Annotated in this window: 12 protein-coding genes and 1 other annotated feature; of the genes, 1 reads left to right on the top strand and 11 read right to left on the bottom strand. The window is 48.1% G+C overall.

Annotated elements, in window-relative coordinates; genetic code table 11:
• Positions 1–34: 34 nt before the first annotated feature.
• From BBEV_RS04655 to zapA, 4 genes are all read right to left on the bottom strand, one after another.
• Positions 35–2,398 carry an endonuclease MutS2 gene (locus tag BBEV_RS04655; protein WP_069364407.1) on the bottom strand — a complete coding sequence of 788 codons (2,364 nt, stop codon included), beginning with the start codon at positions 2,396–2,398 and terminating at the stop codon, positions 35–37.
• A 21-nt stretch (positions 2,399–2,419) separates the two neighbouring features.
• On the bottom strand, positions 2,420–4,144 hold the full coding sequence (gene polX / locus BBEV_RS04650; RefSeq protein ID WP_069364406.1) for a DNA polymerase/3'-5' exonuclease PolX: 1,725 nt from the start codon (positions 4,142–4,144) through the stop codon (positions 2,420–2,422).
• A 160-nt stretch (positions 4,145–4,304) separates the two neighbouring features.
• Positions 4,305–4,838, bottom strand: a complete 534-nt coding sequence (locus BBEV_RS04645; protein WP_069364405.1) for a CvpA family protein — start codon at positions 4,836–4,838, stop codon at positions 4,305–4,307.
• 2 nt (positions 4,839–4,840) lie between these two features.
• A complete protein-coding gene (gene zapA / locus BBEV_RS04640; RefSeq protein WP_069364404.1) occupies positions 4,841–5,092 on the bottom strand; it encodes a cell division protein ZapA in 252 nt (83 codons plus the stop codon).
• A 143-nt stretch (positions 5,093–5,235) separates the two neighbouring features.
• On the opposite strand from zapA, the gene rnhC reads away from it, so the two are divergent.
• Positions 5,236–6,177: a ribonuclease HIII gene (gene rnhC / locus BBEV_RS04635; RefSeq protein ID WP_069364403.1), complete on the top strand. Its 942-nt coding sequence runs from the start codon at positions 5,236–5,238 to the stop codon at positions 6,175–6,177.
• A 9-nt stretch (positions 6,178–6,186) separates the two neighbouring features.
• Here the strand turns inward: rnhC and BBEV_RS04630 are convergent, their stop codons facing one another.
• The 7 genes from BBEV_RS04630 to BBEV_RS04605 form a co-directional block, all read right to left on the bottom strand.
• On the bottom strand, positions 6,187–6,603 hold the full coding sequence (locus BBEV_RS04630; protein ID WP_069364402.1) for a hypothetical protein: 417 nt from the start codon (positions 6,601–6,603) through the stop codon (positions 6,187–6,189).
• Between the two features lie 123 nt (positions 6,604–6,726).
• Complete coding sequence (pheT, locus tag BBEV_RS04625; RefSeq protein ID WP_069364401.1) at positions 6,727–9,147, bottom strand: phenylalanine--tRNA ligase subunit beta; 2,421 nt, start codon at positions 9,145–9,147, stop codon at positions 6,727–6,729.
• A 22-nt stretch (positions 9,148–9,169) separates the two neighbouring features.
• The gene (gene pheS, locus BBEV_RS04620; RefSeq protein WP_069364400.1) at positions 9,170–10,204 is read right to left on the bottom strand and encodes a phenylalanine--tRNA ligase subunit alpha; all 1,035 of its coding nucleotides are present in this window, start codon (positions 10,202–10,204) and stop codon (positions 9,170–9,172) included.
• Between the two features lie 76 nt (positions 10,205–10,280).
• Positions 10,281–10,521, bottom strand: a binding site (T-box leader).
• A gap of 90 nt (positions 10,522–10,611) precedes the next feature.
• Positions 10,612–11,367 carry a TrmH family RNA methyltransferase gene (locus BBEV_RS04615; RefSeq protein ID WP_069364399.1) on the bottom strand — a complete coding sequence of 252 codons (756 nt, stop codon included), beginning with the start codon at positions 11,365–11,367 and terminating at the stop codon, positions 10,612–10,614.
• A gap of 106 nt (positions 11,368–11,473) precedes the next feature.
• Positions 11,474–12,040, bottom strand: a complete 567-nt coding sequence (locus BBEV_RS04610) for a hypothetical protein (protein ID WP_069364398.1) — start codon at positions 12,038–12,040, stop codon at positions 11,474–11,476.
• 178 nt (positions 12,041–12,218) lie between these two features.
• Positions 12,219–12,368: a hypothetical protein gene (locus tag BBEV_RS17790; protein ID WP_232318261.1), complete on the bottom strand. Its 150-nt coding sequence runs from the start codon at positions 12,366–12,368 to the stop codon at positions 12,219–12,221.
• Between the two features lie 30 nt (positions 12,369–12,398).
• Positions 12,399–13,739, bottom strand: coding sequence for an RNA-guided endonuclease InsQ/TnpB family protein (locus tag BBEV_RS04605; protein WP_069364397.1), 1,341 nt, complete (start codon positions 13,737–13,739; stop codon positions 12,399–12,401).
• Between the last annotated feature and the right edge of the window lie 411 nt (positions 13,740–14,150).

Raw genomic sequence — 14,150 nt, 5'->3', positions numbered from 1 at the left:
CAACAGACGTTAACAGAGCCTTTTTTTCAGGCTGTTATTGAAGCAATGCGATCGTGACACCGTTTCCGCCTTCACCCTGAGTGCCCATTCGGGTGGATTTTACATTCGGATGACGTTCGAGCAATTCCTGGACTCCTTTTCTGAGGGCACCGGTTCCTTTTCCATGAATAATGGAGACTTGATGATACCCCGCCAGAACTGCGTCATCCAGGTATTTTTCCACATCCATCATTGCACTTTCATAGCGCTCGCCCCGGAGATCGAGTTCGGTTTTCACATGGGCATCTCTTCCACGCACTGCTGCCAGAGGCTTGGTTTCAACCGGTTTAGGACGGTCGATATAAAGAAGATCGTCTTTTTTGACTTTCATTTTCATCATGCCGAGCTGTACCATAAAATCAGAATTACCGGCGGGTTCGGCAATGTAGCCTTTCTGGTTCAGGCTCAACACCTTCACTTCATCACCAGGAAGCAGTTTATCCACTGTCTTTTTCTTCTTTACCGCAGTCTGTTTTGTTTTCTTTTTGGCAATGGCCGGTTCCGTTTCCTCCAGGCGTTTTTTTGCATCAATCAGCTTATGGTCTTTGATGGAAGGCGCATTCGCCTGCATTTCCCGCAGTTCTGCAATGATGAATTCTGCTTCTTCCTTTGCCTTTTCCACAGCTTTGTTCGCTTTTTCTTCCGCTTTTTCATAAATCCGTTCTTTTTCACGCTCTATCTTTTCGAGCTCAAGACGGAGTTCCTCATGCATCGCTTCCGCTTCTTTCAACAGTGCATCCGCCTGATCATAATCGATTTCTGCCGCTTTACGGCTGTCCTCCAAGGATGAAATCATCTTTTCCATCTTGTTGGAGTCCGCAGTCACATGAAGGCCTGCTTCATCGATAATGTCGTCTGAGAGACCGAGTCTCCGGCTGATGGCGAACGCATTACTGCGTCCGGGTACACCAATTAACAACCGGTAGGTGGGACGTAAGGTCTCCACGTCAAATTCCACGCTGGCATTGACGACACCGTCGCGGTTATACGCATAGCCCTTCAATTCGCTGTAGTGGGTGGTTGCAATGACCTTGGCGCCAATCGCTTTCACCCGGTCAAGGATGGCAATACCCAATGCTGCCCCTTCGGTCGGGTCAGTACCTGCACCGAGTTCATCAAAGAGCACCAGGGACTCGTGATTCACCTGATCCATAATGCTGACGATGTTCGTCATGTGGGAGCTGAATGTACTGAGACTTTGTTCAATGGACTGTTCATCCCCGATATCCGCAAAAATCTGCTGGTAAACGCCTGCCACAGACCCTTCCTGAGCCGGGATATGAAGACCCGACTGTGCCATTAGCGTCAGCATCCCGACGGTTTTCAACGTCACGGTTTTCCCGCCGGTATTCGGTCCGGTAATGACCAGGGAAGTAAAGTCGTTCCCTAAGGACACGTCAATCGGTACAATTTCATCATCAGGTATAAGCGGATGCCTCGCTTTGCGGAAATCAATCTGCCCATCGCCATCCAGTTTCGGTTCAGATGCTTTGATCGATGCACCATAAAAAGCCTTCGCGAACATAAAGTCCACTTCAGTCATGACCTCCACGATGATTTCCAGATCCGCTGTATATTCGCCTACCTGGTTTGAAAGTGCAAACAAGATCCGTTGAATCTCCGTCTCTTCACGGGCTTTCTCTTCCCGGAGCTGATTGTTTGTCGTCACAGCAAATTCCGGTTCGATGAATAACGTCTGACCGGATGCCGACTGATCATGCACGATCCCGCCGAAATGGCCACGGTATTCTGCCTTGACCGGCAGGACATAGCGGTCGTTACGGATCGTAATGATCGCGTCGGACAGCATTTTCCGTCCGTTGGCAGAGCGTGTTGTGTTCTCAAGTTTTGATCTGACGGAAGACTCCAAAGACCGGATTTGCTGACGGATCTGACGGAGCTCCTGACTGGCAGAATCCATCACATGACCATTTTCATCAATCGCCTGTTTAATCTCCTGTTCCAAATCCGTTAATGGTGTCATCGTCGCGATGAGTTCCGGCAGAATGCTCAGTTCAATCTCATCTTCCACCATACCTTCCACAAAGGATCGGAAACGGCGGCTGACGTAAATCGTCGAAGCAACGTCCAGTAATTCCCGCTCGTTCAATTGTGCACCGATTTCAGCGCGCTTAATGGACGCACGGATATCCTTCAAACCGCCGAGAGGAACATTGCCTTTCAGACGGACAATCTTGGCAGCTTCAGCCGTTCTGGCTTGTTCCACCCTGATCCGTTCGATATCAAACAGCGGAGTCATCGCCTTGACCTTTTTCTTGCCAAGACTTGACCCGGCATGTTGCAACAGCTGTTCTTTCATTTTGTCATATTCAAGCACACGACAAACCCTTTCAAGCATTGAAGGGCACCTCCAGTTTCATCAGCGGTTTTTCCAGAGATGATCCAGCAGTCGTTCACCGGACCAGGTATTCACCACTGTGTCTTTTCGTAACCAGCCCCGCCGGGCATTTCTGACCCCGTAAGGCAGGTGTTCGAGCATTTCATAGCGATGGGCATCGGTATTAATTGAAATCAACGCCCCTCTTTCCTGGGCCTTCTCTGCCCAGCTGGCGGAAAGATCCAGACGATTCGGGTTGGCATTGATCTCTAATATCGTATTCGTTTCCACTGCGAGATCAATCAAACGATCCAGATTGACGGCATAGCCATCCCGCCGGCCAATCAACCGGCCTGTTGGATGCGCGATCATGGCCACATGAGGATTACGGCAAGCAGCTTCCATACGTTTCATCATCGTCTCTTCGTCTTGTGAAAAAGACGAGTGGATCGATGCGATCACGAAATCGATCGTGGAGAGGACATCATCGTCATAATCCAATGAGCCATCCGGCAATATGTCCATCTCAATACCGGTAAACACCTGAATATCCGTCAATTTTCCGCGCGTTTCCCGGATCTCCTCATGCTGACGCTTCAATCGTTCCACGCTGAGACCGTTGGCGACCTGCAGATACTTGGAGTGATCCGTGATCGCCATAAAGCTGTACTTCTTTTTCCGGCAGGCATCAATCATATCGTCGATGGACTGCGCCCCGTCGCTCCAGGTGGTGTGCATATGCAAGTCTCCCTGCATGTCCGCGAGCGTGATCAAGCCCTCTGTCTCTGGAGCGTCATCAATCTCATGCTTCCCTTCCCGGACTTCAGGCGGGATCCACGGCAGGTCAAAGTGCGCGAAGAAATCTGTTTCCGTTTCGAAATGACGGACGTCCCCGCTTGCTTCATCTTTAACCCCGTATTCACTGATGCTCTCCCCCCGGGCTTTCGCAATTTGACGCATCAGCACGTTGTGATCTTTCGAACCGGTGAAATGATGCAGCATTGTTGCAAATGATTCATCCTCCACCATACGGAAATCAACGGGCACGATCGTTTCCCCGAACGTCAATTCCACACTCACCTTCGTGTCGCCATGCCCGATCACTTCGGTAACCCGGGGATGATTGACCAGGGTTTCGCCCACTTTTTCCGGGGCTTTTGTAGACAGGATGAAATCAAGGTCTTTCACTGTCTCCCTGCCGCGACGGAAACTGCCTGCCAGTTCAAATCGAACAATGTCTGGAATACCCGTCAAAAACTCATACAGATCATCTACAGCAGCCGTGACATGCGGCAGTGCCAGACGATCAGGCCGTTTCCCCATTTCATTGACGGCAGTGAGTATTTTTTCTTCCGTTTTTTTTCCGAATCCTGCAAGGTTTTGTACTTCATTCACTTCACATGCATGTTTCAAGGAAGCGGCGTCTTCCACACCGAGTTCCTGATAGAGCTTTCCGATCTTTTTCCCGCCGAGACCTGGCAGTTTCAGCAAAGGCAAAAGCCCTGAGGGGATTTCTTCTTCGAGTTCATCCAACAGCGCTGTCGTGCCGGTTGAGAGGAAATCGTTGATGATCCCCGCCGTCCCTTTACCGATGCCTGAAAGTTTCGACGGATCGTCAATTTCAGCCATCGATCGTTCGTCACGCTCCAGTGCCTGAGCTGCTTTTCGGTATGCAGAGACGCGAAAAGCATTTTCCCCTTTAATCTCCAGGTAGACTGCAATCCGCTCCAGTAAATCAATGATGTCCTTTTTATTTAAATCACTCATCTGTCTCCTCCTGATATGCCGAATTGAAAATCCTCATCTGTCACCAGTCCTTCTTGGTGACAGCTTTTGTTTCACATATACTTTCTTCCTTGAACACGTGTTAACAGTGCTGTGAACTATTAAGAAAGGCCTCCCGCCAGAAGACAGGAAGCGCACTAGATCATTCTGCTGTAAACCATTCCACCAGCCGCTCTGAAATCACCGGTGTGGAATTGAAAAACCACTGGGCCAATGACGAGTGATTGAGTGCCGTCTGCAGAAAATCCCATTGGATCAAGGATGCAAAATGAAGCAGCACCACAATGATCACAACCGCTTCAATCAATCCGAAGAAAGCGCCCAGCCATTGATTGAAAAAGTTCAAAATTGGCAGATTCGCGAGAAAATCAAGCATCGAACCGACGATCTGTGCAACGATTTTCGTCAGAAAAAACAAACCGACAAATGCCATTCCCCGGTAAAAGACCATTTCTCTTCCGTACTCTTCGTTTAATATCGAAACTTCTGAACCTTCCGCCAGCTGTGGAAATGGAATCAATAATCTTAATTCATCTCCAATCGGCTGGTAATACCGAAGGGCCACCACAAATGCAATAATGAGTCCGGCAATATGTACCAGTTGCAGCACAATTCCTCTTCGATAACCTGATAAAACACCTACTATTAATCCTAATACAATAAGCCATGTAAGCATGATTACTTGTCCTCATCTTTCTTTCTATCTTCGATTTGATCCTGAAGATGCACAAGCTCATGACACATGTTCACAGCTGTCAGTACGGCCAGTTTGGATACATCGAGATACGGATTCGCCGCCCTCAGTTCACGCATCTTATCATCCACCATTGTGGCAACTTTCTCCACATGCCTCGCATCATCTTCCCCGACAAGCCGGTAGTTCTGACCATAGATCGTCACGGTCGTCCGATTTTTCCGATCCCCTGCCATACAGATGCCTCCATTCGTCAAATCCTGACTACTATCATAACATGTCCGTCTGATAATGAAAATATCTGCACGGAAACCCCCGCTGAGCGGTATGATTTTTGGTATAATACCCGGGAGACAATCACAGAAAGGAAGCGTTCATGATGAGTCACGCCGTTCTTCAACTCAGTACTGCTGAAATGAAAAAAATGAAAACCCATTACCAGAATCACCTCAAGCAGCCCGCTCCACAAGGCGCACTTTTTGCTGCCAAGACCGATCGGGCTGCTATTACAGCCTATAAAAGTGGAAAAGTGCTCTTCCAAGGGAAAGATGCTGAACAAGAAGCGGCCAAATGGGCCGATTCTTCAAAAAAAGCACCCTCTCAAAAAACAAAACCATCATCCGTTAACAAGCATGACTACCAGCCTCCGGATCAGCTGCTTCACAAAGTATTGATCGGCAGCGATGAAACAGGCACGGGTGATTTTTTCGGTCCCATGACCGTCGCAGCCTGTCATTTGTCCATCGAACAACTGGAAACGGTTGAGTCCTGGGGGATTCGTGATTCCAAAACCGTAACAGATAAAGACATCCGCCAGATCGCACCTAAGTTGATCGAGAACTGTACCTACAGTTTGATGACGCTTCACAATAAGAAATACAACACCCTGCAGGCAGATGGCATGAACCAGGGCCAGATGAAAGCGATGCTGCACCATCAGGCCATCACCAATGTCCTGGCCCGTATTGAATCATCGAATGCGTCACTTGACGGGGTGTTGATTGACCAATTTTGTCCGCCTGCAACGTATTTCAAATACCTCCGCTCCGGTGAACAATCGTGGACCGCAAAAACACCGCTCTATTTTGCCACAAAAGCCGAGTCCCTGCATCCTGCTGTTGCTGCTGCTTCGATTTTAGCGCGGTACGCTTTCATTGAAGAAATGGACCGCATCGAAGACAAGCTCGGTATGCCCGTTCCAAAGGGCGCCGGAGCGAAAGTTGACCAGGCTGCACAAGCCATTGCCGACGCTCACGGTATCGAGACCCTCAAAGCCATCACAAAATGGCATTTCGCAAATGCTGGTAAAGTCAAATCCTGACCGGACGTTTCAGTCGCGTTTCAAAAGCCGCTCGTTGTCTTTTACGAGCTCGTCCCAGATTTGTTTATCCGTTGCTATGCGCAGTCTCGCAGCATCTTCAATCTTGAAGATCTGACGGGCATTGAAATGATCTCTCACCAGCCGTTGAAATGCCGGATGGGCAAGAAGCCGCTCCTTCACTTCCCGGTGAGCACCGATTAACGGGTGACAGGCGACCTTCGTTTCACCGCAGAGTGCACATTCACCAACACTCATCAAGGCCTGCAGATCATGCGTAATAAACGGATTGGCAAGCCATTCTTTCTGTTGAACGGCATACACCAGGTCCGTTGCAAAAACCGTCGGCAGATCATTCACATGAAACATGACGGTAAATACCAACGGCCCTTCTTCATTCACATAGGTTACATCTGTTACGTGATACATACGAACCACTCCCATTTATTCTTTAATTCCTTTTAGAAATTAAGCATTTCTGACGTTCAAAAAAATCCCCTGACATCCAGTATAGCATGGATCCAGGGGTATTTTTATCTCTCTATTGACAATTTACTGCCGAAGATGGGCATCATATGCCTCTTTGACTGCAGCGAGTACCTGCTCATGAACCGCCTGAACATCTTCATCCGTTAACGTTTTTTCCGGATCGAGATATTTCAGGGAGAAGGCAATGGACTTCTTACCAGGTTCCAGATGTTCGCCGGCGTAGAGATCGAATACGCTGACCTGCTTCAACAGGGGACCACCGGACTGCCTGATGACCCGTTCGAGTTCACCGGCCTGGACTTCGTCACTTACAACGAGAGCGATGTCACGTTCGACGGAAGGGAAACGCGGAATAGGTTCATATTTCATCGTCCCACCGGATAGTGACAGCAATTGATCGAAGTTCAATTCGAACACATACACTTCAGGCATTGACCATTCTTTCGATACCGCCGGGTGCAGCTGAGCGATGAAGCCGAGCGCCTGTCCGTTGACAACGACTGCGGCAGTTCTTCCAGGGTGGAAGCCGTCTTTTTCTGACGTCACCAGCTCAGGTGCTGGTATTTGCAATTCCTGAAACAACCCTTCGATCACACCTTTGACGGCAAAAAAATCAACGGGACGCTGTTCTCCCTGCCAGGCATGTTCAAACCAGCTGCCCATGAAGGCGCCGGAAAGGAAACTCATTTCATCAGGTTGTTTCGTGACCACTTGTTCTTGGGTGTGAAATACAGATCCCAGTTCAAAGAGATGGACATCGTAATTATTCCGGTTCTTATTATGGCTCAATGCATCCATTAAGTGTGGAATCAGAGTAGTTCTCAGTGCACTCCGCTCCTCACTCATCGGCAAGGCAACATGAACGCGAGACGCTTCTGAGCCAAAACCAAGTGACGCTTCTTTTTTTGCGGTCGTCAGTGAATAACTGACGGCTTCAGACAAGCCGGCACTTTCGAGGAAGCGTCTCGCTTTTCGTTTCGCTTGCTGTTCCGGTGTCAATTTCCCCGGCGTTGTCGCCGTGTTCGGAAGCGTCGTTGGAATCAGGTCGTACCCGTGAATTCTCGCCACTTCTTCAATCAAATCCGCTTGGATGTGAATATCCTGCCGCCGGGTCGGTACATGTACTTCAAACGTTTCTTCTGTTTCATTCACATGAAATTGCAAGCGGCGGAATACATCGAGTACATCCTCCGACTGCAGTGACGTGCCGAGTACTTCATTGATTTTGGCAAGAGAGATGGGAATGATCTGTTCATCCCGGTTCATCGCATCGATTCGCGCTTCCGGCAATAATACCCGTCCTCCGGCGAGGTCCTGGATCAGCCCTGCAGCGCGGGCAGCCGCAGCCTCCACGCGGTTCGGGTCCACTCCTTTTTCAAAACGGATACTTGAATCACTGCGAATCCCCAGTTCCCGGCTTGCCTGACGGATGCGCACGGGGTTAAACAGTGCGGCTTCAAGAAGGATTTTCCCGGTTTCATGACTCACTTCGGAGTTGGCGCCGCCCATGACACCGGCCAAAGCCACCGGCTGTTGCCCATTGGTAATGACGAGATACTCTGCTGTCAATGACCGTTCCTGATCATCGAGCGTCTTCATTGTTTCGCCTTCCGTTGCCCGGCGCACGCGGACTTCTGTGGATCCGAACTGATCGAGATCAAAAGCATGGAGGGGCTGACCGTATTCAAACAGGACGTAGTTGGTGATGTCCACGATATTATTCAGCGGCCTTACACCCGTCATCATGAGGGCCGACTGAAGCCATACAGGTGACTCTTCGATCGTCACGCTGTCAATAACCGTCGCACCGTAATACGGATTGTCCTCTGTGTCGTCGACTGTCACGTCGATCATGTCCTCTGTGGATGCTTCGGTCGCCTGAATCGGCGTTTCAGGAATCAATACTTCGCGGTCAAAAATCGCTGCCACTTCGTAAGCGACACCCAGCATGCTCAGTGCGTCCGCACGATTCGGAGTCAGATCCAGTTCGAGGATCACATCATCCAGACCGAGCAGCGGGACAGCATCTTCGCCTGGCGTATATGCCGTCGGGAAATTATAAATCCCCTCTGCATATTTTTTCGGAATCACTTTCCCGTCGAAGCCAAGCTCCTGCAAAGAACAAATCATTCCTTCGGATTCTACGCCCCGCAGTTTCGCACGCTTGATCTTCATGCCTCCAGGCAGGCGGCCCCCGACGCGGGAAACCAGCACATACTGATCTGCGCCGACATTTGCCGCACCGCAGACAATTTGGACCGGATTCTCTTCGCCCACATTCACCTGACAGACGCTCAACTTGTCGGCATCGGGATGTTTTTCGCAGGCAAGCACTTTTCCCACCTGCAGCTTGGTGATCTCTTCATCTTTTCGTTCAATACTGTCTACTTCGATCCCGCTGCGCGTCATTTGTTCCGCTACTTCTTCAGGGGACACATCGGACAAGTCTACATATCGCTGTAACCATTTATAAGAAACCAGCACGTTTACAACCTCCTATTGTGTATTACACATGTTTGAATTGTGATAAGAAACGAGTATCGTTCGTATAGAAATGGCGAATGTCATCGATGCCGTATTTCAGCATGGCAAATCGTTCCACACCCATACCAAACGCGAATCCGCTGTACTTCTCCGGGTCAAAACCACCCATCCTGAGAACGTTCGGGTGCACCATTCCGGCACCGAGTACTTCAATCCAGCCGCTGCCTTTACACGTACGGCAGCCTTCTCCTCCGCACAGTGCACAGGATATATCAAGTTCCGCCGATGGTTCAGTGAACGGGAAAAAACTAGGTCGCAACCTGATCTCCCGGTCTTCACCGAAATACTCCTTGACGAATGTCGCGAAAATCCCTTTCAGATCACTCATCCGGATGCCTTCGTCAACAACGAGACCCTCAATCTGCATAAACTGATGGGAGTGGGTCGCATCATCCTCATCCCGGCGGTATACCTTCCCTGGACAGATGATTTTCACCGGTCCCTGTCCCTGATGTTCTTCCATCGTTCTTGTCTGAACAGGGGATGTCTGTGTCCGTAACAACAGATCCTGTGTCACGAAAAACGTGTCCTGCATATCCCGGGCCGGGTGATGCTTCGGCAGGTTCAGCGATTCGAAATTGTAGTAATCCGTCTCGACTTCCGGTCCTTCTGCCACGTTGAAGCCCATGCCGACAAACACGTCTTCAATGGTTTCCACGACCGATGTCAGCGGGTGTCGTCCTCCACGGGGAACGGGTCTGCCCGGCAGTGTCACATCAATGGCTTCTGCCTTCAACTGTTCCTGAAGTGCCTCTTTTTCGAGTCTGGACTCCTTTACATCAATGAGACTGTTCAGGGATTCTCTCACTTCGTTTGCTTTTTGACCGACTTTCGGCCGTTCTTCACCGGAAAGTTTGCCCATGCCTTTCATCAGTTCCGTCATCGGTCCTTTTTTCCCTAAGTACTTCACCCGAACGTCCCTCAGGTCGTTCAACGTTTCTGCTGCTTCAATTTGAGCAGCTGCTTCGTCATGCAGTTCCTGCAATCGTTCCAACATGATCATGTTCCTCCTTTTTCATTCACTCTGTAAAAGCTCATTGCTGTTAATCAACACAAAAAAGCTCCCGCCCCGGTAAAGGGACGAAAGCTTCGCGGTACCACCCTAATTAGCAGCATTCATCAAGTACAATGCCACTCACTCAGTCAGAAGGTAACGGGCTTCTGGTCCGGGCTGCCTTTTCCAGTCATTCCTGTAATCCGGCACCTGCTCAAGAGTGAATTCCTTCGTGCCCCGCATAAACCGGCTCTCAATCCATGACCGGTTCTCCCTGTGTACGTGCGTACCGAAGTACTGCTCTCTATCTCAGCATTTATTTCATCAGCTGTCATATTGTCAAATTATAATGGAACAAGCGGAAATTCGCAACTGTTTTTCAGACAGACTTTTCTTTTGTATCCCCGCTTTTACAAACCACGAAGGTGATACAGGACGATTCCGCACGCCACAGCGACATTCAACGATTCCGCCTCGCCGTATATCGGAATGTACAGATTCTGATCTGTCATCTCCAGTAATTCTTCGCGAATGCCGTCCCCTTCGTTTCCCATGATCAATGCGAATTTGTCCTGCGGCGCCAGCGCATTGAACGTACTGCCTTTCAAGCTCGTGCCAAACACCGGCACTCCCGCTTCCTTACAGATTTCAACCGCATCTTCAAGTTTCATTTTCTGTACCGGGATGTGAAACAGCGACCCTTGCGTGGAGCGGATGACTTTCCCGTTGTACATGTCCACTGTTCCTTCACCAATGATGACACCGGAGATTCCTGCAGCATCTGCTGTGCGGATCATTGCACCGAGATTCCCGGGGTCCTGCACACCATCAACGAATAAGAAACGGCCATCATCAAGGGGCAGATTCTTAAGCGGCGGCATCTCGCAGATGGCAGCACAGCCTTGAGGCGTTTCCGTATCCGAGAGATCATTCATCACGGCTTCAGTGACAAATACTTGCGGTGTGGTCAAAACCTGCCACTCTTTCGGGACTTCCTTCCCCTCTTTGATAATCAGCTCTTTGAGCACAATATCTGAGCGAACCGCCTCTTCTATCAGATGCTCCCCCTCGATAAAGAACAGACCGGATTTATCTCTGCCCTTTTTCGTGTGAAGCTTTTTCCAGGCTTTTATGCGGGGATTTTGTACTGATGCAATGAGATCCATAGCGGATATCTCCTTTCCGTCGATACAATCATTCCTGCATTATATCATAAGTACAGTTTGATTGAATCCATCAGTCAATCGTTTCCCGATGCTTTTCAAACAATCTTCAATCCACCTGCCTCTTTTTCGGGATCAATACGATGCGATAGACAATGAGCAGGATCAGGATGACAAAACTCGCTCCGATCGTTATCCATTTCGTCATGGTGAACAGCGTGACGATTTCTGTCAATACAGGGATGCGCAATGGATAAACATACATCACAAGCGAGGCTGAGGAATTTTCCAGAAAATCGAGAATGACACCGAACACCGGCAATAAGCTCAAATATTGCGCACATTGTTTCCGAATGTTCCTGGAAAAATATGCGATTCCCGACCACAGGAAGAAGCCATATGCCAAAGGCCAGACGATATCAAAAGTGAATCTGGACTGAATGTAGTAGGACCTGCCCTCCGAACCGAATTCTCTGGCGATTGAATACAATTCATCGCCCGAATAGAGAAATAAAGTATCCGGTGCAGACGTATCCCCGAAATAATCCGAAGAGCGCTCGGCCTCACTCGGGAGTACAATCAACATAAACAAGGCAAAAATAACTATGCCAGCTGCAAACACTGACAAGGGAACGTTACGTGCAAATAATCCGGTGAATGTTTTAATCATCCTCATCCCACCCCTCCCTGTTATATACCCCTTATCATACAGTTTTAAGTACTCACACCAGCTGTTTTAAAGTGACGATGTCAACGAACCCCCACTGAGGTACAACGTTTCAGTGGGGGCTTGAGATAGCCAAGCAGGTCTTTTCTTATTACGAAGAGCGACGCTCTGCATGGTTCTTCTCAAATCACTTTTTTTGGTTGGTACTGGCGACGTACGATCGTTTTCCCACTTGCACCACCCTTCCGAGGAAGAGCAGTTCTTCCTTTCGGAAGAAACCACCACTCAGCATATAACTGGCGTGTGCTACAAGCCCCAACAAAAGTTGAGTACACATGGATGGTTGACGCACCCACTAGGCTATGCGCTAAGCAACAGCTTTACGTTTTTGAACGTCGATGATCATGGGCGTTTTTATTTTCGTTTTTTCATCCCATTCTGCTACTTGAGATTTCCGAAGGATATTTAATGCTGCGTTAATGTCGGCATGGATGCATTGTCCATTTTCACAGCGATAGAAGCCGCGATATAGGCGCTTCCCACTAAAGGAGTACATCGTGTTACCGCCTTTTGACCAAACCGGAATATCGTCATTATCCAGAAAACTAGCTTTAGACGTGTAGCTCTCTTCCTGCTTAACGAAACGGATGCCTTCCTTGAGACACTTGTTCTCAATAGCCGAAATCAATCTGTGGAAAGGAATTTGTACGAACTCTTGATTGTTTTTCTTCCCTAAATGCGATTCTTGTTTCCAACCGGCATTATAACCCATTACCACGGTATCGACGTTCAGTCGTTTTATCTGTTTGAATAACAAACCTACGGTTTGTGAAAGGTAGCCGTCTATTTGGAGATTTCGTTTACGCCAAAGAGAAGCGATTTGGTTTGTCACTATGCGTTTCGACAAGCCGTTTTCGATGTTTTTCTGTTTTAATTCGCTTATCTTTTTGTTGAAGTACTGATTGATGGATTTTAACTTCTTTCCATTCATCAAAAAGGCGTCTCCTTGATTCGTTGTACAACTAAGAAGATAATCTACACCTAAATCGCAACTCAAAGCTTTTGTCGTCGTTTGTTGTTTCTTCATTTGAGACATAGGTACTTCGTATACATAATGAGCCTCAAAGAACCGACCATTTTGCTTTGGCACAATTTCAATGTAAGAAATGTTTTTATCCATTAAATTCTTTGGCATTTGCAGTCTTAAGGGACCAAAACGTTTTCTGAAAGCAGTATTCATTGGAATGCTCCAATATCCATCCTTATCCACTTTGGGAACTTGATAGATTTCGATGACGCGTTTGGCCGTGGAACGAGAATACTTTGGGAACTTTGGGCGATCTGTGAAACCTTCAGGGGTTTCTTTCCACTTCTTTAACGCTTCGAAGAAGCTCTTTACGTCACTGAGTAAGGTTCTTCGAACCGCTTGTACGGAGTTGGATTGAATGCCCCAATAGTTCATATCGGCCTTCATTGCGCTGTCTATTTCTTTTGTTGTCGCCATTTTGTTTTCATTCAAATACTTTTGTTTAATCGTATATAAGCCTACGTTGCGCAAAGCCTTAGAACTATGAGACATGCGTTGCAGAAGTCGAAACTCTCTAGCACTCAGGGCGTTGCGACCAATGTTCTGTTTTTGAGTGAACCGTTGCATATTTGCTGTTTTCTTTTTCTTGCGCAATACTTTAATCGGTTTTTTCCTAGTCATTTTTGTCACCTCCTTTACCGACGTCAAGGTGTTTGCTTCATTCCTTGTGTTTCAATAGCTGCGCAACCAAAACATTTCTTTCCATAGCAACTTTTTAATTTCGTTACTTAACAACCAAAACTAAGTGGTAATGCAACAGTAACACTGAATGATCATTATTTAATAACAAATAATGTCAATCCTTTCAGTCTATATCACTCATTATACCATTTAACAAAAAATGAATCTAAATATATTTTCGAACTCTTGTTCTTCCATTTAAAACATCTATCAGTCGCAAGACTGATGGCAATTCATCTCCACCTGAATCGCTGGGCTGATGCCCGTATCGCGAATCAGATGGAGTCTTCTTGCCTAGTGATGATAAAGTTCAGGGTAGTTTCAAAACCCCAACATATATTTTAGAGCCAT

Origin of the sequence: Salisediminibacterium beveridgei (assembly GCF_001721685.1) — a bacterium.
GTDB classification, from domain to species: Bacteria; Bacillota; Bacilli; order Bacillales; family Salisediminibacteriaceae; genus Salisediminibacterium; species Salisediminibacterium beveridgei.
The sequence above is the reverse complement of the archived record's forward strand: the minus strand, read 5'-3'. Positions and strand labels throughout refer to the sequence as shown.

Bases quoted from the DNA above. Each gene is read 5' to 3' on its own strand.
- BBEV_RS04655 (WP_069364407.1), bottom strand. From the start codon at position 2,398: ATGCTTGAAAGGGTTTGTCGTGTGCTTGAATATGACAAAATGAAAGAA.
- polX (WP_069364406.1), bottom strand. From the start codon at position 4,144: ATGAGTGATTTAAATAAAAAGGACATCATTGATTTACTGGAGCGGATT.
- BBEV_RS04645 (WP_069364405.1), bottom strand. From the start codon at position 4,838: ATGCTTACATGGCTTATTGTATTAGGATTAATAGTAGGTGTTTTATCA.
- zapA (WP_069364404.1), bottom strand. From the start codon at position 5,092: ATGGCAGGGGATCGGAAAAATCGGACGACCGTGACGATCTATGGTCAG.
- rnhC (WP_069364403.1), top strand. From the start codon at position 5,236: ATGAGTCACGCCGTTCTTCAACTCAGTACTGCTGAAATGAAAAAAATG.
- BBEV_RS04630 (WP_069364402.1), bottom strand. From the start codon at position 6,603: ATGTATCACGTAACAGATGTAACCTATGTGAATGAAGAAGGGCCGTTG.
- pheS (WP_069364400.1), bottom strand. From the start codon at position 10,204: ATGTTGGAACGATTGCAGGAACTGCATGACGAAGCAGCTGCTCAAATT.
- BBEV_RS04615 (WP_069364399.1), bottom strand. From the start codon at position 11,367: ATGGATCTCATTGCATCAGTACAAAATCCCCGCATAAAAGCCTGGAAA.
- BBEV_RS04610 (WP_069364398.1), bottom strand. From the start codon at position 12,040: ATGAGGATGATTAAAACATTCACCGGATTATTTGCACGTAACGTTCCC.
- BBEV_RS17790 (WP_232318261.1), bottom strand. From the start codon at position 12,368: ATGTGTACTCAACTTTTGTTGGGGCTTGTAGCACACGCCAGTTATATG.
- BBEV_RS04605 (WP_069364397.1), bottom strand. From the start codon at position 13,739: ATGACTAGGAAAAAACCGATTAAAGTATTGCGCAAGAAAAAGAAAACA.